Source organism: Marinospirillum minutulum DSM 6287, from assembly GCF_000422325.1.
Taxonomy (GTDB): domain Bacteria; phylum Pseudomonadota; class Gammaproteobacteria; order Pseudomonadales; family Halomonadaceae; genus Marinospirillum; species Marinospirillum minutulum.
Genome location: NZ_KE383818.1, coordinates 533,069 through 552,182 on the forward strand (window position 1 = coordinate 533,069; position 19,114 = coordinate 552,182).

Below are 19,114 nucleotides of genomic sequence, written 5' to 3' on the forward strand. Positions count from 1 at the left end.
AGGTGGTTCAACGAGTTAAGGAATTAAAAGGTTAAAACATTACGACTTGTTGCTAGTAGTTTTTGTAGCTGAAGCGGATTACAACTTTCTGTTGGTAGTAATAAATCAGCAGTGGTAAGGCTGTAATCTAGCAGTGCCTGTTCATCTACAAAGAGTTGGTTTATATCATAAAGCCCTAGGGCTTGAAGCATTGCTTGAGTACCTTTTAAAGCTAAAATATCAGGCTGCTGATTGGGGTGTAGTTGTAAAACCCCCGCTCCTAAAAAAATTAAGCCGGTTTGTTGCTCAAAGGTGCTATTAACCAAGCTTAAGTCTAAACCTTCTTTAGCTAAACTAGCGGTGAGGGGTGGTTGGGTAAAAACCACTAGCAGATCAAAAGAGTTACTGGCTTTCATGAGTTAAATGTCACTGTTCTGTCAGCATTTGCCATACCATCAACCAGCTGACCTAAGCCAGTTAGTACAAAACCTTCTGCTAAATTATGCTGCTCTAAGCCATAACGTGCCGCTTCTTTGGCGTCAATAATGCCGCGTTTAAGTGCCGCTGCAACACATACCGCAAGTTCTAACTGGTGTTCTGCTGCTAATTTTTGCCATTCTTTGGTGAGGTTTATTTCATCTTGGGGTGGGCAGCTTAAACCATTGGCTAGAGTAACGCCTTCTTGATAAAAAAATACCCGCTGAATTTTATGCCCAGTTGCCAAAGCGGCTTTGGCAAAACGCAAAGCAGAAAGGGGCGCCAAACTTGCGTAAGGTGCCCCAGTAACATTTAAAACAAAGGTTTTAGTTTTCACCTAGGTTTCGCTTAATCGTTGTTCATGCCAAGCAAAGACAACAAGCTTAAGAAAAGGTTATAGATAGAAACAAACAAAGTAACAGTGGCGCGTATGTAGTTGGTTTCACCGCCATTCACTATCTGCCCAGTTTGGAACAAAATTAAGGCAGAAGAGAAGATAACAAAACCAGCACTAATAGCTAGGTGTAGACCAGTTAAACCTAAGAAAAGGTTGGCTATTACACCGGCAAAGAGTACCAGACCACCGACCATTAAGAATTTGCCCATAAAGTCGAAGTCTTTTTTGGTAATTAGCGCAAAGGCTGATAAACCAAAGAAAACAAAAGCGGTCATGGAGAGTGCAGAAACAACCACATCACCCATGCCAGCACCTAGGTACATACCTAGAATGGGGCCAAGTGATAAACCCATAAAACCAGTGAAGGCAAAAGCACTGAGAATGCCCCAAGCTGAATCGGCTAGTTTATGCGTTAAAAACATGAGGCCATAAACACCCACAAAAAACACAATAATATTTAACTGTAGACCAGTAACTAAAGAATAGAAGGCAGTTAGCGCACTAAAAGCTAAAGTCATGCCTAATAGCATGTAGGTGTTGCGTAGCACTTTTTGTGCTGAGGCGCTAAGTGTACGTGAACCCGTTTGGGTAGTTGAAGCGTCGTAACGCATGGTGTTACTCCTACAAAGTTTAGGTTGAATACTTGTTATATGACCAACGCTTAGCTTAAGCGTTCCGTCTTAAAATGGCAAAGCCCTGTTTGTAGCCCAAACCACCATTGCCCTGTACACCGCCTAGGTGTTTATCGCTGGTGGCTAGAGCCTGAGTCATTTCAATTAAGCCACGTAGGGCAGGTAGATTCCAAGGTGCTCGGTTAAGGTTCATGCCACCTTTTAAGGTAAGCGAATGTTTTTGTAACCAAGCTGGAATAGCTTGCCAGCTAGTAACAAACTGACCCTGCAACAAAAGCGCTAAGGGTACAACAGGATAACAGGTGTAGGCTTCTAGCAGTGCTTTACCTTGATTAAATGCCTCAGCAAAGTTTAGCTCTGCTTCTAGGTTGGCATAATAAAGGGCTTTTTCTAAATGCCAGTAGGTTGCTAACTCATCTAGGTAATCAACACCGTCACCCTGAGCATAGCCTATGCCAACACCTGCAACTTCGATAGCGGCTTGAGGTAAGTTAAACTTTCCAAGTAAATCTTCACGCGTTAAGAGCAAGCCACCCGTATAGTCTGTGTAAGGGTTGGCACAATCTACACCACGAAAAAGTTCAGTTTGTGGTTGAAACCAAGTGTCATCAACAGATTTTTCAGGAGCGCTGCGGCGAAAGTTTTCAAAAACTAAGTCCCTAAGGTGACGAAATTGATCAAAAGTCATGCCCTGTTCGTGACAAAACTGCCTGGCTAAATCGGTGTAGGCTTCAGTAATGGGATAATCTTTGCCATAAATTTCCATTAGGGCTTGGCGTTCTTCGCGTGGATAGCCTGTTTTTACCGCATCAGTGCCTTCAATTAATACGGCATCAAAAGCACCTTCTCGTAACTGAGTTTGTGCATAGGCCAAGGCTTCTAAAGGGCCGCAACCAGAACGGTAATGATTTTTAGCAACAGGAGCGTCCCAGCCAACACTAAGAGGATCAATGACTAGGCGTTCTAGTTTAAGTTTGGCAGTAGCAACCTGTTCAGTTACAGCCTGGAGGGCTTCAAGGCTACCAACACCATCTTGACAGCCACCAGAGGCGATAATAAAAGCTCGGTGCATAATGAAGTCTCCTAGTTGTTCTTTTAGTTGCATTGATTGTAGATAAGCTAAGGGTAAGTTGCTAGCTGCTAGTGCTTGCTTCTAACCAAGCAAGGTTTTGTAAGGCCTCTTCACGACAAGTACCACAAACTTCTGCGTCAAAATTAAACGCACTACAAACTCTAGGGCGTGTTGCTTGATCAAACAACTCGCAAAGTAAGTTTTCATTTAAATGCACACAAATTTTGCCAGCAGGCTTACCTTGCGGCATGGCTGAGGTGGTGGAAGTAATAGAGGGTGCTATGCAGCAGGCAGCACAAGCAGAACGGCAAGCGTGGCTGGAGGTTTCTAGGTTTTTAAGAGGGATCATGTGTTTATTTGTTTTCTGCCTGTGTTAAAATTCTATTATTAATCCTAGTTGAATGGTCAGGTATACCTAATCTAATGAAATCTCCCGAACTTCTTTCCCCTGCGGGCACTTTCCGCAACATGCAGTATGCCATTGCTTATGGTGCCGATGCGGTTTATGCCGGTCAGCCACGTTATAGTTTGCGCGTACGTAACAATGATTTCAATCTACAAGGCTTAGCGGATGGTATTGAATACGCTCACCAGCGCAACAAGCTATTTTTTGTAGCCAGTAATATTGCACCCCATAATAGCAAAGTGCGCAGCTACTTAAAGGATATGGAACCCGTTATTCAAATGCAGCCAGATGCTTTAATTATGTCTGACCCTGGCTTAATTATGATGGTGCGTGAAAAGTGGCCAGACCAAGTGATTCACCTCTCGGTTCAAGCTAACGTAGTGAACTATGCCGCAGTAAAGTTTTGGGAAAAGTTAGGCGTACAGCGCATTATCTTATCGCGTGAACTGTCGCTTGATGAAATTGCAGAAATTCGCCAAGAATGCCCCACCGTAGAGTTAGAAACCTTTGTACACGGTGCCTTGTGCATTGCCTATTCTGGCCGTTGTTTACTTTCAGGTTATTTTAATCACCGCGACCCTAACCAAGGTTCTTGTACCAATGCTTGCCGTTGGAATTATAAAACCCATGATGTTGCTACCGATGATACGGGTGATTTAATTCCCTTGGCTCAAGCCAGTGCGCAAGGCATTTGGACACCCGGTCAAAAAGAAGCCAATAGCAAAACCGCAGGCGGTACAGAAGGCCAAGAAGTGCTTTCTGCACTAATAGAAGAAGCCAAACGCCCCGGCGAGTTTATGCCCATTTTTGAGGATGAACACGGCACTTATATAATGAACTCCCGTGATTTACGTGCTGTGCAACACGTAGCACGTTTAGCCGAGATGGGTGTAGATTCTTTAAAAATTGAAGGCCGTACCAAAAGCCATTATTACGTGGCGCGTACTGCCCAAGTTTATCGCCGTGCTATAGACGATGCGGTAGCAGGCAAGCCCTTTGATATGGACTTAATGGATGCACTAGAAAACCTAGCTAACCGTGGTTACACCGAAGGTTTTTACCGCCGCCATGTACACGATGAATACCAAAACTACGAAACGGGTAATTCAGTGGGTGTACACCAGCAATTTGTGGGTGAAGTGTTAGAAGCTAAAGACAACGGCTGGATAGACATAGAAGTTAAAAATAAGTTTGAAGTGGGTGATACGCTGGAATTAATGACTCCAGCTGGCAACCGCCGCTTTAAGCTAGATGCCTTAGAAAACAGCAAAAATGGTAAAGCCATGAGCGTTGCCCCAGGTACCGGCCACTTTGTACGCTGCCAGCTACCGGGTGAAATGCTGGAAGGCGATAACCTTAAATATGCCATGGTTATGCGCGACCTTAGCCACGGATAAAACGGATAAACAATCTTGTAGGTCAGTCTTTAGGCCGACGCTTTATTTTAGGTTGGTCTTTAGGCCAACTTGTCGGGCTGAAGCCCGCCCTACCTAAGGTCAACCTATATAATTAAGAGGCTTTAAGGTAAATAAAATGCTTTACGATGCCCACTGCCACTTAGATTTTCCGGTCTTCGATGCGGACCGTGAAGAAGTGTTGCAGCGGGCAAAGTTGGCTGGTGTAACTACCCTTATTTTAGCGGCAACCACCGCTGCTACCTGGCCAAGACTTTTAAACCTAGTAGAAAGCTCTGCTTCAACTAGCCCCCAGCTTTACGCCTGCTTAGGTTTGCATCCACTTTTTATTGACCAGCACCAGCCAGAAGATTTAATTCAACTTAAAGAGCAACTACTCACTTCACCTAAAGTTATAGCCCTAGGTGAAATCGGTATCGATTTACACAGCCCAGAGTCACAAGCCCAAGAAGCCAAGCAATGGCAGTTTTTTGATGCCCAGCTAAGGTTAGCTAAAGAACTTAACTTGCCGGTAGTAATTCATGTACGCCAAGCCATGGATTTAGTCATTCAGCGCTTAAGGCGCTTTCAACTGCCGCAAGGTGGTTTATTGCATGCTTTTTCTGGCAGTCAGCAACAGGCTGAACAGCTAGTTGAGTTAGGTTTTAAACTTGGCTTAGGTGGCGGTATTACTTACCCAAGAGCCAATAAACTAAGAAATATTGCTAAAACCCTGCCTTTAACTGCTTTTTTGTTAGAAACCGACAGCCCAGATATGCCTTTAAAGGGTTTTCAAGGCCAGCGTAACGAACCAGCTAGAGTGGCGCTAGTGGCAAAAGCCCTAGCAGAAGTGCGTGAAACTACAGTAAAAGCTCTTATACCTTCGCTTCATTCCAACCTGTTACAAACCTTTCCTAAGCTAAAAATTATTTAAGCATCACTAACCTTAGGGATGTTATTCCTTCCCAAATAAGAACAAACTTCACTAAATGATTGATTTAAGAGTAACCCGATGAAAAGAGAAAAAATTACTGTTGCTTTGGTCGATGATGATCCAGCAGTTAGATTAAGATTCAAAGCATCCATAGAGAAACACCCAGACCTACATTGGCTAGGTGAAGCAACCTGTGTACGTGAAGGAAAAGCACTTGCTTTAAATACTTGCCCAAGAGTATTGCTGGTAGATTTAGGCTTACCAGATGGGTCGGGGATGGAAATAATTCAAGAAATTAGCCAAAAGCAACCCAATACAGAAATTATGGTTGTTAGCATGTTTGGTGACGAAGGCCATGTAGTTCAAGCAATAGAAGCCGGTGCTAGTGGTTATATTTTAAAAGATACCGATGATTTAAGCTTAGCAGAGCACATTATTCAGCTATGTGATGGCGGTAGCCCCATGAGCCCAATGATTGCCCGCCATCTTTTAAAGCGAATGTAAACAGCCGAGGCGAATAATAAAAAGAAGCTAGATGATTTAAGTGCAGCAGCATCTTTAACACGCCGTGAAATGCAGCTATTAAAACTTTTAGCACGTGGTTATACCTACCGTGAAGTGGCTGAAGATTTAAACGTTTCTAGCCATACGGTTAATTCACATATTAAAAATTTATACCGAAAACTATCCGTTAAAACTAAAAACGAAGCAGTTTTTGCAGCAACTCGGCAAGGCTTGCTAGATATGCATGAGCTAGACTAATAATGCTAAAACTTCCCATTACCAAAAAGCTAAAAATACTTTGGAATAATTTAACGACCTGTGGTGGCAGTTTTTTTCCTGGCAGCCGCCATTATCGCAGAGTGTTTTTAATTAACGTTATGCTTATAGCGGCAATGGGAGTTTTTGGACTTTTTACTTTTTTGAACTTATTAGTTTTTAATGATTTTAAAGTTGCACTAGTCGATTTTGTTGCCTTTATTTCTGCTTTGCTTGCTTTAATTTACTTTCGCTTTAGTCGTGACGTAAGAAAAAGCGGCTTCATAACTACTGTTATAATTGGCTTGGCTCTGCTTAGTTTTCTTTACTTAACTCAGCATTATGAATATAGCCTATTCTGGCTGGCTACCTTCCCGCCTTTTGCTTACTTTCTTAACGGTACAAAACGTGGCACGCTAGCAGTTGCTTTACTGTTTATACCTGTGTTTATTACCTTAATTCTTAATTTAGGTGTATGGGAGCCAGCGCCCTATGATCAGGTATCCATTTATAATATTTCTATTGCCTTTATTGCCTTAGCTGTTTTGGTGTACTTTTATGAGAAAAGTCGCCATCAGGCACATCTGCAACTTCAATCTATTAAAGCACGAGAAGCAACCGAAAAAGAACGTAACCGTTTGCTAAGAGAAATGCATGATGGCCTTGGTGCACAGCTAACCACGGCGCTTTATGCCACACGTAATGAACAGGCCAGTGTTGATGAAATAGCAGACTACTTGCAGCTAGCCTTAGAAGACTTGCGAATTATGATGGACTCTATGCAAGCTTTTGATGGCGATGTAGCGACCTTGCTTGGTCAGCTTCGTTATAGGTTAGAAAGACCTATTCAACAAGCAGGTTTGACTTTAACTTGGCAAGTTGATGATTTGCCAGATTTTCCCAATATGACACCGCAAGATGCGTTAAACTTGCAGAGAGTAGTTCAAGAAACTTTAGTGAATACCATTAAACACGCTAAAGCCAGTAAAGTTAGCTTAATCGCTTGCATGACAGCACCCAACTGCTTAAAAATTCAAGTAAAAGATGATGGTTGTGGGTTTGATGAGCAGTCAGTAGAGTTTACCGGTAGGGGCTTAAGTAATTTGCACTATAGAGCGGTTGAGCTAAATGCTAGTTTAACCATTAATACCCAGCCAGGTCGTGGTTGCTCTATAGAACTACTCATTCCTGTTAGTAAAATAAGCGATAATTGGCTAGCAAAATTATAGGGTAAGAGTCCGCAATGAGTTCTAATGATACGGGTGGTTATACACCTACTTTTACTTCATCAGGTTCAGCATTACGCACCCTGCGTACAGGGAAAAGAAACCCTAACTGGAAGGCTGCAGCAGAATTCTTAATGGAAAGAGCAGCGCCCGATGTAAAGTTGTTGGTAGAAGCAGCGACACAAATTGAGTTAGAAAAAGAAGGGCTGCGAACAGATAAAAGAGAAGTAGTTACAAAAAAAAGCAGCTTTAACCTAAATTTAAATCTTAGCTGGTTGCAGTGGCTGTTGGCAGCCGCCGCAGGTGCAGGCTTTATCGCACTACTAGTGTGGATTATAAAAAATGCAAGCTTAAGGGTTTGTTAAAATCTACTAAAAACCATTTCAACCTATGAAGAAAAAAAGCAAAAGGTGTAGTAAACAGCTCTTTCTATTTTTACTTATGATGCTAACGAGTTGCATGTCTTTAGCCAGTATTAAGGCTTTGGAGCGCTTGGTTGTTGAACAACGTTTTCAAGAAGCTTATAACCTTGCATCACAACTGGTAATTGAAGAAGCTGGTAACCCTGAATTTGATATGCTCTATGGTTTAGCTGCTTTAAGAGTGAAAGAGTTTGACCAAGCCCTGTTTGCTTATGAGCGGGTGTTAATGTTCGATAGCAATGCAGTTGTGCCTAGGTTTGAGTTAGCACGTTTACACTACCTTCTCGGCAATTTGATTGCCGCCCGCCACCATTTTAACCTAGTACTAGCTAGCCAGCCCCAACCACCCTTAGTCATTCAAAGACGCATTCAATGGTATTTAGCAACTATAGATGCCAAAGAAGCAGGTAAAGCCCTAGCCACCAGTGGTGCAGTTAATCGTTTTTATGTGGGTGCGCGTTTTGGTCATGACAGTAACCCGCGCAACTTAACCCAAGAAGAAGTACTTTGGTTTGGTCAACCTTTAGTCGGTTTGCCTAAAGTTAAGTCAGATACTTTTCATGAGTTGAATTTAGGTGCTAACCGTTTACAACAGCAGTCATCACGCTGGGGCTGGTTTTTAAGTGGCAATGCAGATTTAAGGGGTTATCACAGTGCTCAAAAAAATATGGATAACCACAGCCTAGGTTTGCAAGGTGGGGCGATTATACTGGGAAGTAATTGGCGTTTAGCTATGCCATTACAGGTTAATAAACAAGCACGTAAAGATAATAATGAAGTGTTTGTTTTGGCTATTGCAACTAATTTTAATCAACGCCTTAGCGCCAAGGCAGATTACAGTATTTTTAGCCAGTTAGCTGATATAAGCAGTAAATCTACAACCACTGCTACAGACATCAATAGCTTCACTCTAGGTGCAAGCTATTCCTACCGCTTTAATGAGAGTCTAAAACTTAATGTCGACCCTCTTGCAACAACAGAAAACCCAAAAGCGAGAACTAGTAAACATAATGGACGTAACCTGCTTGGTCTAAGAGCGGGTATGAGCTACAGTTTTAGTGATGAGCAACGTTTAGATTTTAATTTTACTTATCTAAATGCTACGCATAAAGCTGATGACCCTTCGTTTCTAAACGAGCGTAGGAAAGATAATCAAGTAAATTATGGGCTTAAGTTTAGTCAGCGTTATCCCAATAACTTCTTAACAGATTTTGGAATTCAGCAGATTAATAACAGTTCGTCACTAAACTTGTATAGTTATCGCCGTACTCAGCTAAGCGCTGGTATCAGAAAGGAGTGGTAACACATGTTTAACCAAGCCCCAAAGGTTTCTTTTGAAAGTTACTTCAGGTTAGTGCTAATCGGTTTGCTACTTTGTTTATTAGCTAGCCCTGCTATGGCTAAAAAAACAGAGGTAGGTTTAGTATTAATGGCCACACTTGGTGTGACTGCGGAACAGCCAAACACTGAACCTAGAAAGTTGACTAGACGCTCAGCAATATTTTTAGGTGATACTTTAAAAACACCTAAGGGTGGTCGTGTGCAATTACGCATGGCAGACGGTGAAATGATTTCACTCATGGAGTCTAGCGAATTGGTTATAGAAGCCTTTAGTTATCAGTCCAAAATAGCAGATGAAAAAGATTCCAATGTTAAAAGCCTGGTTACCGGTGGATTAAGAACCATTACCGGCGCTGTAAAAGGTGACAACTATGAAATGAAAAGCCGTGCTGGAACCATAGGTATTAGGGGTACTGCCTTTGAAGCTTACACCCAGCAGGGGCAAAATCTTTTTGTACGTATGCAAAGCGGCCAAGTCGTTGTTAAAAATAATCAAGGCAGTGTTGCTATAGGTATGAACCTACCGTTAAGTGCTGCTCGTATTCTTGGTGCCAACCAGTCACCAGAGGCCATTCCTGCTACTCAATTACCTGCGTTCTTTCAGCAAGCATTTACCCAAGATGCTAGCCTTTCTTTAGCTGACGACCAACCACAAGATCAACAACAAGACCCAGAACCAACACCACAGAATCAGCCAGCAGAACCACAAGATCAAACTGATCAACCCACCCCTAGGCAGCAAAGATTAGCAATTAATCAGCCGTTAGTAACGGGCGGTGCGCCTACTTTTGCACCTTTAGCCTTAGATTCAGGTGATAGTGAGCCCTTTGAGGATTTAGCTAAAAAAGCAGTAGAAGCTGCTAAGCTAGCTTCAAATAGTAAACCAGATCAGCCACCAGTAACGCCACCGTCAGCGCTACCGGTAGTGCCACCAGTATTGCCACCGGCAGTGCCACCTTTACCACCACTGGAACCAATGGGCGACTTTGGGTATGTGTTTGTAAATAAAGATAGCCTAGCTTATGGCGGTGGTTTTGTCGGTATGCCTGATAATATGCAAGAAGGTGTTGGGGTTAAGGTAGTAGGCTCTGAAGGTAGTGCTCTAGCTAATCCTAATGTAAATTTAATCAATAGCTTTGATTTCCTTATTGGAACTAGATTGGTTGAATTACCCTACTCAGCTATCTATGTTGGAGGCGCTCCGCTTTTAGGTAGTGGTTCTGAGTTTAAAATAAATGGACAAGAAGAAGTGGCATGGGAGGGTGGCATTATTTTTGCTACCAATGTTCATAACACGATAGATACTTTGCCTACTCTAGATCACGACTATACCTATAGCTTACTTTCTGGGGTTTTAGAAGCTAATGGACTAAATACAGGGCTTATGCAGGTCAATTTTTCAACAGGAGATATGAGTGTAAGTTTAGATTCTTCTGGCTATGGTATCTATACTGGCCAAGGCAAGGTTGCTCAGTTTTACAATAACTCTATAAGTTTGCAAGACACACAAGATGAAATGCTTAAAGGGTCTATCACTGGACGTTTTGTAGGGCCTGATGCAGAAGGTGCAATTACCTTTTATAGTTTTGACTCTGGCTCTATAGATCCTGTAACAGGTGTTGGTTTTTTTGATAGAACAGGTGTTAACACACCACCACCTTAAAGTATAAAAGTTAACTAATTTAGAGTTAAAGTTTTATGAGCCCTAAACTTTCCCGTATTTTAGCCACCCTAGGTGGCTTTTTCTTAGTTACCCTCTTATTGCTTATTTTATCGGGCCTTGTGCCCGGTGCCAGTAATATTTATCAGCGTTTTGAGCTATTGGTTTATGACTTGCGTATGCAGCTGCACTTGCCAGAAGAAGTACAGGCTGCCGCAGCCCCTATAGTAATTATTGATATTGATGAAACCTCTCTCCAGCATGAGGGACGTTGGCCCTGGTCTAGAGCCAAGATTGCCAAGTTAGTAGAAAAACTAAATGAAGCGGGTGCAGCAGTTATAGGCTTCGATATTTTATTTGGCGAGGCAGAACGTAACCCAGCAGAAGAGGTGTTGGCAGGGCTAAATCAGCAATCTGGGCTTTATCAACAACTAAGCCAATTACAAATTAACTATGACCGCGACCAGCTTTTTGCAAACCAGCTAGCAGAATCAGAAGTAGTGTTAGGGTATCTATTTCATTATCAGTATGACTTAACCAGTGGTTTGCTACCTGAGCCTTTGCAACTAAAAAACCAACCTGAAAACCTAGTCAGCCAATTAGTTATACCTAAAATGACAGGCTATGCCGCCCCCCTAACTGAATTAACAAAAACTGCCAGAGGGGGTGGTTTTTTTAGCCTAGCACCCGATGCAGACGGTGTAGTCAGACGAGCGCCCATGCTAGCGCGTTATGAAAACCAGCTTTATGCTTCCCTCTCTTTAGAAATGCTACGCCAGTTTATGTTTTTAGACAGTGTTCAGTTGAATACTTCAACTATTGCTGGAAAAGAGCATATAGAAAAACTCTATTTAGATAAAAATCTAGCTTTACCTACAGATAGCAGTGGCCAGTTACTTATTCCTTTTCGAGGGCCAGCAGAAACCTTTCCTTATATACCTGCTTGGAAACTCTTAGCAGGTGAGGTGGCGATAGAGGATTTGCAAGGCGCACTAGTGCTTGTTGGAACAAGTGCACCAGGCTTATTTGATCTGCGTGCTACACCCGTTGCATCGGTCTATCCGGGAGTAGAAGTTCACGCTAACTTATTAGCAGCCATGTTAGATAAGCAGTTTTTACAGCAACCATCTTGGGCACCCGGTGCTAACCTTGTAATAGCGCTATTTGCAGGCCTAGTGCTTGCCATTTCACTGCCTTGGTTAACACCAATTCTACAGCTGCTTATAAGTACACTGCTTAGCCTAGCAATTATAAGCTTAACCGGCTGGTTATGGCTAACCCAAGGTATAGTCTTAGCATTGGCTGGACCGCTTTTGTTGGTGTTTTTGCTAACAGTATTTAACTTTGTCTGGGGCTTTTTCTATGAGTCTATGACCCGTCATCGGCTAGCAGATATGTTTGGTCAATACGTGCCCCCACAACTTGTAGAAGAAATGAGCCGTCATCCAGGTGATTTTAGTTTTGCAGGAGAATCGCGTGAGTTAAGCGTGCTCTTTTCAGATATTCGCGGTTTTACGACCCTATCTGAAGCTTTAGCAGCCGATGAACTGAAGCTATTATTAAACCGTTACTTTACCCCCATTACAGGTGTGATTTTTGATCACCGTGGCACGATAGATAAATACATAGGTGATTTAGTTATGGCCTTTTGGGGAGCGCCGGTTAAAGATCCAGATCATGCCCTGCATTCTATACAAGCAGCAATGCAAATGCTTAAAGCAACCGATGAAATAAGTGCTGTTTTTGTTTCTGAAGGCTTACCAGCCATTAGTGTTGGTATAGGTATTAACTCAGGTTTAATGAATGTCGGTGACATGGGATCTAAATACCGCAGAGCTTATACAGTATTAGGTGATGCAGTGAACCTAGCATCACGTTTAGAAAGCTCAACTAAATACTATGGTGTTAGTTTAATAGTAGGTGAACGCACACGTGAGCTAGCTTTAGAACATTTTTTATGGCGTGAACTCGATCTAGTTAAAGTTAAAGGTAAAGACTACGCTGTTAAAATTTATCAACCCCTTTGCTTGATAGAAGAAGCGACTTCAGAGCATCTAGCAGAGTTAGATAAACTAGATAAAGCATTGCAAGCATTTCGTAAACAAGATTTTGATCAAGCTGAAGGCCATTTTACACAACTGCATAAAGCACATCCCAATACCTACCAGTACAGTCAGTACTTAGAGCGTATTCAGCTATTTAAGCAAGAACCGCCTGCACAAGACTGGGATGGTAGTTGGACAAGAGTAGATAAGTAAATTTAAAATAGTTGTTTTAAGTTTTATGTTTAGTAGAATGTTTTTTTATTGCTTGGAATAAATAAAAAAGGAAGTCATGATGCAAGTCGATACAAAAAGCTTACTAAAACTTGGTTTGGGTTTAGTGCTAAGCACTAGCCTATTAACTGGCTGCTTTGATAGTGGTTCTAGTGGTTCTAGTGGTTCTAGTGGTTCTAGTGGTTCTAGTGGTTCTAGTGGTTCTAGTGGTTCTAGTGGTTCTAGTGGTTCTAGTGGTTCTGAAAGTACTCCAGTAGCAAGTATACCAATAAATAATACACCAGTTGCTATTACCAAAACTAATGCTGGCAATATATCAATAGCAGCGGTAGAAGCAGTTACTGGGCTAGATAGTGTGTTTGATATAGCAGATATTGATGAGTTCGTTAATTTGAGTTCTAAGAGTAATCAGGTGCAAGCTGCAGCTACAAAAACTAACTGCTCAGCTGGTGGTAGTGTTAACTATACTGAAGTAGGTGATTTTTCTAATCAAAATGGCTCCTTTATAGCTAACTATAACTCATGCAAAGAAGGTAGCTCAACTTTAAATGGTGAGTTATATGCGGAGATGTCAGAAAAGGAAGAAGGTAGCAAAAAAACTTATAAAAGTTTTTTTAAAGCAAGAGATTTTAGTGTTGCTAGCAGCCTTGCATCTATAAGCATTGACGGTTCACTAGAAGATTATTATGTTGAATATGGTTTAGCTAGAAAAGATGAGTCATATATTTTTGCAAATAAATTCACAGTTGAAGTGAACGGTAATTTTGAAGGTTATGCATATTCAGGTTATAATTTTATTAATGGAAGAGTAGATAGTAGTTGTGAATACAGCTCTCCTGAGGGGTATGAGGTTTGTATAGGTAGGTCAAATTTCTTAGAGGTTAAAAAAGATGATGACTGGTTTGTTATGAGTGATATAAATATAGCTGCTACTGAGGTTGGTTTTTTAGATAGTAGTGTTATGAATTCACCTTATGTATATATTCAGGATGGTGGTTATAATTTTAACTCTAAAAAGAATGAAGGTGGTCAGCTAGTTGTTGAATTAAATAAATTAAAGTTTGAAGAGGTATATGATAACTCTAAAGAAGAGTGGCTTAATGAGCCTGTAAGTGGTGCTTTTATAGTTTCTGGAAAAAATCAATCAAAAATAGTTTTTGAGCTTGAAAGTAAAAATAAAGCTAAGCTAAGTATTACTGCTGAAAATGGCTCTACTATATGCAATAATTTAGAAGTTGATCTAAGTGCTATAGAAAATATTAATACTCTGGTGGCAAATTGTAACTAATTTAAGTGATTTTGCTCAAGCTGTATAAAGCTAGTTTTTTATACTTTTAAATAGTTATTATATAGGTTTTACTTAGGAGGCTTCAGCCTCCTTTTTTGTTATCCTAGAAAAAAATATTTTAGGCATAAATAATGCATTTTCTAGTTGTTTTCTGCTTACTCTTTTCACCTCACCTTTTTGCACAAGGTGTTTTGGTGGCTTGGCATTTGGGTCAGGCGCCTGCTGTTGTTGAGTTAGCTGCTACTAACAACTTGCCAGCAAAGCAGATTACTGGTGAGCTTTTACCTAGTTTAACTGCAGCAGATTTTGAGCTATACCTTTATCAAGTAGCAGATAGACAACAACGCCTTAGCTTAATGCGTGAGTTAAGTGCTAATAAAAAAGTTAAGTTTGTTGAGCTAGATGCTGAGGTTTTGCAACAGAGTTATCCTTTATCGCCTAGTCACTTTAACCAGCTAAACCTTATTGATACCTCAGGTCAACCTATCCAGTACCCTTGTGAAAACTACCCTATTGGTATAATAGATACGGGGATTAATACCCAGCACCCCTCTTTAAGTAATATTATTTTCGGTTTTCAAAAAAACTATGTCAGTAAGCAGTCTACGACCAGTGCTGAAGATGATGATGGTCATGGAACGCATGTTGCTGGCTTGATAGCTGCCTTACCTACAGTGGTTGCTGATACCACTGGAAATAAAGTTGCCACTGTTGCTGGAATTTGTTCTTCAGCAACTTTGCACAATATGAAAGCTTTACCCAAAAATTCTAGTGGTAATATTTCTGATGTGTATGCTGCTTTTAAAGATGCCTTAGATAAAGGGCTAGCAGAATTCCCTATCATTAATGCTTCTATTCAAACTAGCCGTAGCATGACTTTGCAAAGTGTTTTAACAAAACTAAGTGAACAAGGGCATTTTGTAGTAGCCGCTGCTGGAAATAGTAGGGGTTTAGATGATATCAGCCCGAGCTATCCTGCAGCTCTTAGTAATAGCTTAGATTTGGTTGTAAGTGTTGCTAATGTACAAGAAAATAATCAGCTAGCTAAAAACAGTAAATTTGATTATCAACTAGTTGATTTTGCAGCGCCTGGTAAAAGCTTGCTGAGTACTTGGCTTAATTCTACTAGTGGTGAAGCCTTGTTTGAGTATTCTTCTGGTACTTCTATGTCAACTCCTTTAGTTGCTGCAACTTTAGCTGCACTAATGCAAAAATATCAAAGCTTTAACTTACCACCCGCTGCCTATAGAGCGGCACTAATAAATAGTTTAATGCCTCACCCTGAGCTTTTATTAGGCAAGCTTCGTTATCCTGGAGTTTTAAATACAGGCAAGGCTTTAGAAGCTGAGTTTGATGCTTTATTTAAACCTACTTGGTTTAACTTTGAGTGGGTTGAGGGTGCTGATGCACTTTATTTAAAAGGCTATCAGCTAGACCAAGTAAATAAGGTGGCTTTTAAACTTGATGCTATTAACTTCAGCCAAGAAGTCAGTTTTAGTTTTAATTCGCAAAAGCAAGCGCTTTTAATTGATCTTCCAGAGGGTTGGCAAAATGGTTATTTAGAGCTAAGTACTAGTCGGCAAAGCTTAGCCAAGCTAGACTTTACTTTAATGGCAAGTAAGCCACTGCCCTTAACTAGTGTTTGTGAGGGTGAGGTTTGTGGTATAAGTTTTGAGGATTATCAGGTACAAGTTACTCGAATAGACGGTGGGCAGGGTACTAGGTGGATGCTTACTAGTGATTTTGTAGATGACGAAGAAGTGCTTATTGTTACAGGAATAGATTTATCAGCTAACTGGCAGTTTCAGTTTTCTGGTCAGCCAAGGCTTAGGCTAGTTGCAATGCAAGCCGATAAAAAAGACCAAGGTATGCAAACCCTAACCAAGCAGGATGGTTTTACTAATAACCCCAGCGCTGGTTCAGCTAACTGGTATTTAGACAAACCAGAAAATTGGTCAGTTATATCAGAACCTTTGCAGCAGTTAGTTTTAAAGCCTCAGGTAGAAATATACGTAAAAAAATCTAGCTCTAGCCGTTGTTATATAGCTACTTCAGTTTATGGTGATGCTAACGCCCCAGAGGTGATAGCTTTGCGTGAATTTAGAGATGATTTTTTAATGGAGTTTTATTTAGGCCAAAAGTTTGTAGATTTTTATTATACTCATTCGCCTAGTTGGGTTGAGTGGATGCAAGACAAACCTAGGTTACAAAGCTTCATTCGTTGGTGGTTAAATTTATTTGTTTCTATTTACCAGTTTTTCTTGCTAGCTTTTTTACGCTAAACTAGGTTAGTTAGGAATGATTTCTATTTAGGAAATGCTTAATGCTCAATTTTTCACGTCGGCAGTTTTTGGCTGCTTCCGCTGCGGGTTTAGCAGCTGGCAGTTTGTCTGGCTGTGCGACAGGAACAAAAAATGCCCTTAGGCGTAAACCACCGGCTCAGTCGGCTTTGCAGCTGCTTTTTTATGCTGATACTCATGCCCAATGGCAGCCTGTTTATGTGCATCCGGCGGCTAATCATTTAGGGCCTATGTCTTTGTTAGGCCAAGCGCCTTATATCACCGAGCAATCACGTTTAGCTAGTTTAGGTTTGAAAAGCAATTCACTGGCAGCCAGTTGGTTAACCGCTCAAGGTGCTAGGTCTGTCGTTCAACCTTTTAAGCAAATGGGCGGCTATGCTGTTTTGGCTGAAGCTTTGGCTGAAAAGCGTAAGGCGTTTGGTAGCGAGGCAAGCCTTACCTTAGAAGGCGGCCAGTGCTGGAATGCCAGTGGTTTAGCCACGTTAACCCAAGGGCGTTACGGGCCTTTATCTAGCCATTGGTTAGGTGCCGAAGTGCGTGTTGCTAGTGAAGAAGCTGCTTTGTGGCCTGAAGCGGTAGAACAATTATATAAAGATTTTAAGCGCCCGGTGTTAACTGCCGAGCAACCGATACGTTATTTTACCAAGTCGGGTGTGCGTATTGCGGTGGTGGGTTGCGTTAACCCTTGGCAGCAATTTCCGCAAGGTTTTGATGAGCAAGCTTGGTTAAAGGGTTTGCAAGCGCAAGTTAACTTGGCAGCTAAGTCAGCTAGTTTGGTGCTCTTGTTAAGTGATGCGGGTACTAATCCTAATTTGTGGTTGTCTACGCAGTTACAGGGTGTTGACCTTATTTTATCCTCGCGTGGGCAAGATTTATGGCCGCAGCTGGTTAGGGTGCAAAGCAATCAAAATGCCATTCCAGTGTGTTTTGCGGGTAGCCAAGGGCAGGGTTTTGTTGAATTACACTTAACGGCTGAAGGCAATGACTGGCATTTTAATCTGCAATATCACGCCTTATTTAGCGATGCCGAGCCTGCTTCATCTGCGGTTAGCCAACAAATTACCCAGTTACGTGCTGCCTATGCTAGTTGGCTAGACCAACCCCTAGCCACTGCACCCGATTGGTTGTATCGGCGTGATGTATTGGCCGGCAGTTGGGACCAGATTATTGCCGAAGCCTTAAAAACCACCGGTGCAGAATTAACCCTAGCACCAGGTTTGCGGCATGGTGTGGCTTTGCCGCCTGGCGCAGTGATTACTCGTGACCATTTGCTTAGCTTAACCGCTGGCTACCCTGCCACCCTATTTAATCTGCCGGCTAATCGTAGTCAGCTGCAATCCCGTTTAGAAGTGGGTGCAGACCAACTACTGAGTGATGATTGGTTTTTGCATACTAGCGAAGATTTACCGCGTTTAACAGGCAGTCATTTTTTATTGCGTTACCAAGCTTTAGCGGGTCAAAGAATTTCTGAATTAAATTGGCCGGTTGCTTCCACCAGTGAACAAGTAAAAGTAGCGGGTTGGTCAACCCATTACCAAGGTGAAGGTGTGGCCTTGTGGCAGGTGATGGAAAACTGGTTAAGAGAACGCCCTAAAAATTGGCAGCTACCTGAAATAGAAAAGCCCAGTTTAGCTTTTGTAGACGGTCATCCGGGTTGGCATCCTGAGGCGCTTTTGTGAAGTTGGCATTATTAAAAAAACTAGGCTTTTGGCTAGGTTGGCTATTTTTAGCTATGGCTTTGGCTAGTTTGGTTTGGTCATTTTTGTTATGGCGCTATCCTTTGCCTGTGGCAGAAAAAAGTACTTCAACAAACCCAGTAGCTAGCCAAGCCATAGTGCTGAAGGGCTTAGAAAAACATTGGTTAGTTGGCGAACAAAAAGCACCGCAAAAGGTGGAAACCAACGAGCCTATTCAAGTAAGCCGTTTAGCAGTTAAAGTGCAGGGTATTTTGTTTTCTAACCAAGCCGAACGTTCTGTCGTTATGCTGAGTTATCGCAATAAAGACCTAACGCTTTCAAGCGGTGATGAATTAGAAACAGGCATTTTGTTGGTTAAAATAAAACAAGATGCTTTGGTGTTTGATCGTAATGGCCAGTTAGAGCAGGTGCTTTTAGATTTAGATAAAACCGCTCAGTTAGACCAGCAACTAGAAGAAAAACTAAGCAAGCCTGCCAGTGCAGCAAGCAATGAATTGCCTAGCCAAGTGACTGAACAGCGGGTGGGTAGTCGAGTTTTAGAAGAAACCTTTGGCCCTGAATTTCGTCAATCTTTGGTGCAAGACCCTTTGCAGTTAATGAGCTACATTAGTGTTTCGCCTTCGTCTAAAGAAGGCCAGCTGCAAGGTTTTGTATTACAGCCAGGTAGTAAGCCAGAGCTTTTTAAACACTTTGGTTTGCAAGCCGGTGATTTATTAGTTGCTGTCGATGGTGATTTGGTGAGTGATACTTCAGCAATGATGGACTTACATTCACGTTTAGCCACAGCGGAAGGTTTAGATATCGACCTAATGCGTGGTGATGAGCGTTTAAGAATTCGTATAGAAATGGAGTAG

Annotated in this window: 17 protein-coding genes and 1 pseudogene; 13 read left to right on the plus strand and 5 right to left on the minus strand. The window is 41.7% G+C overall.

Annotated features, from left to right (window positions below):
- Positions 1-23: 23 nt before the first annotated feature.
- From tusC to H571_RS0112155, 5 genes are all read right to left on the minus strand, one after another.
- A complete protein-coding gene (gene tusC, locus H571_RS0112135) occupies positions 24-395 on the minus strand; it encodes a sulfurtransferase complex subunit TusC (protein ID WP_027849547.1) in 372 nt (123 codons plus the stop codon).
- The gene (gene tusD / locus H571_RS0112140; RefSeq protein ID WP_027849548.1) at positions 392-793 is read right to left on the minus strand and encodes a sulfurtransferase complex subunit TusD; all 402 of its coding nucleotides are present in this window, start codon (positions 791-793) and stop codon (positions 392-394) included. The genes tusC and tusD overlap by 4 nt, the downstream gene beginning before the upstream one ends.
- An 11-nt stretch (positions 794-804) precedes the next feature.
- Positions 805-1,464: a Bax inhibitor-1/YccA family protein gene (locus H571_RS0112145; RefSeq protein ID WP_027849549.1), complete on the minus strand. Its 660-nt coding sequence runs from the start codon at positions 1,462-1,464 to the stop codon at positions 805-807.
- Between the two features lie 55 nt (positions 1,465-1,519).
- Positions 1,520-2,557, minus strand: coding sequence for a hypothetical protein (locus H571_RS0112150; protein ID WP_027849550.1), 1,038 nt, complete (start codon positions 2,555-2,557; stop codon positions 1,520-1,522).
- A 61-nt stretch (positions 2,558-2,618) separates the two neighbouring features.
- Positions 2,619-2,906 (minus strand): hypothetical protein, encoded by a 288-nt coding sequence (locus tag H571_RS0112155; protein ID WP_051168318.1) that lies wholly within the window; start codon positions 2,904-2,906, stop codon positions 2,619-2,621.
- A gap of 74 nt (positions 2,907-2,980) precedes the next feature.
- Here H571_RS0112155 and trhP point away from each other — a divergent pair, with 74 nt between their 5' ends.
- The 13 genes and pseudogenes from trhP to gspC all read left to right on the plus strand — a co-directional run bounded on the left by trhP (position 2,981) and on the right by gspC (position 19,114).
- Complete coding sequence (trhP, locus tag H571_RS0112160; RefSeq protein ID WP_027849552.1) at positions 2,981-4,360, plus strand: prephenate-dependent tRNA uridine(34) hydroxylase TrhP; 1,380 nt, start codon at positions 2,981-2,983, stop codon at positions 4,358-4,360.
- A gap of 136 nt (positions 4,361-4,496) precedes the next feature.
- Positions 4,497-5,291, plus strand: coding sequence for a TatD family hydrolase (locus H571_RS0112165; RefSeq protein WP_027849553.1), 795 nt, complete (start codon positions 4,497-4,499; stop codon positions 5,289-5,291).
- 78 nt (positions 5,292-5,369) lie between these two features.
- Positions 5,370-5,795, plus strand: coding sequence for a response regulator (locus H571_RS15615; RefSeq protein ID WP_051168319.1), 426 nt, complete (start codon positions 5,370-5,372; stop codon positions 5,793-5,795).
- Positions 5,796-5,849: 54 nt separating this feature from the next.
- Positions 5,850-6,053 (plus strand): annotated as a pseudogene (locus H571_RS15620) (response regulator transcription factor); the annotation flags it as partial.
- Between the two features lie 2 nt (positions 6,054-6,055).
- Positions 6,056-7,279 carry a sensor histidine kinase gene (locus H571_RS0112175; RefSeq protein WP_027849554.1) on the plus strand — a complete coding sequence of 408 codons (1,224 nt, stop codon included), beginning with the start codon at positions 6,056-6,058 and terminating at the stop codon, positions 7,277-7,279.
- A gap of 14 nt (positions 7,280-7,293) precedes the next feature.
- The gene (locus H571_RS0112180) at positions 7,294-7,641 is read left to right on the plus strand and encodes a hypothetical protein (RefSeq protein WP_027849555.1); all 348 of its coding nucleotides are present in this window, start codon (positions 7,294-7,296) and stop codon (positions 7,639-7,641) included.
- A 94-nt stretch (positions 7,642-7,735) separates the two neighbouring features.
- A complete protein-coding gene (locus tag H571_RS15110; RefSeq protein ID WP_156887874.1) occupies positions 7,736-9,001 on the plus strand; it encodes a surface lipoprotein assembly modifier in 1,266 nt (421 codons plus the stop codon).
- Positions 9,002-9,004: 3 nt separating this feature from the next.
- Entirely contained in the window at positions 9,005-10,702 is a 1,698-nt protein-coding gene (locus tag H571_RS0112190; RefSeq protein WP_027849556.1) for a FecR family protein, read from the plus strand.
- Positions 10,703-10,737: 35 nt separating this feature from the next.
- Complete coding sequence (locus tag H571_RS0112195) at positions 10,738-12,957, plus strand: CHASE2 domain-containing protein (RefSeq protein ID WP_027849557.1); 2,220 nt, start codon at positions 10,738-10,740, stop codon at positions 12,955-12,957.
- 76 nt (positions 12,958-13,033) lie between these two features.
- A complete protein-coding gene (locus H571_RS0112200; protein ID WP_156887875.1) occupies positions 13,034-14,263 on the plus strand; it encodes a hypothetical protein in 1,230 nt (409 codons plus the stop codon).
- Positions 14,264-14,394: 131 nt separating this feature from the next.
- The gene (locus H571_RS0112205; protein ID WP_027849559.1) at positions 14,395-16,545 is read left to right on the plus strand and encodes a S8 family peptidase; all 2,151 of its coding nucleotides are present in this window, start codon (positions 14,395-14,397) and stop codon (positions 16,543-16,545) included.
- 41 nt (positions 16,546-16,586) lie between these two features.
- Positions 16,587-18,242 carry a bifunctional UDP-sugar hydrolase/5'-nucleotidase gene (locus tag H571_RS15115; RefSeq protein WP_051168322.1) on the plus strand — a complete coding sequence of 552 codons (1,656 nt, stop codon included), beginning with the start codon at positions 16,587-16,589 and terminating at the stop codon, positions 18,240-18,242.
- Entirely contained in the window at positions 18,239-19,114 is an 876-nt protein-coding gene (gene gspC, locus H571_RS0112215; RefSeq protein ID WP_027849560.1) for a type II secretion system protein GspC, read from the plus strand. Before H571_RS15115 ends, gspC begins: the two co-directional genes overlap by 4 nt.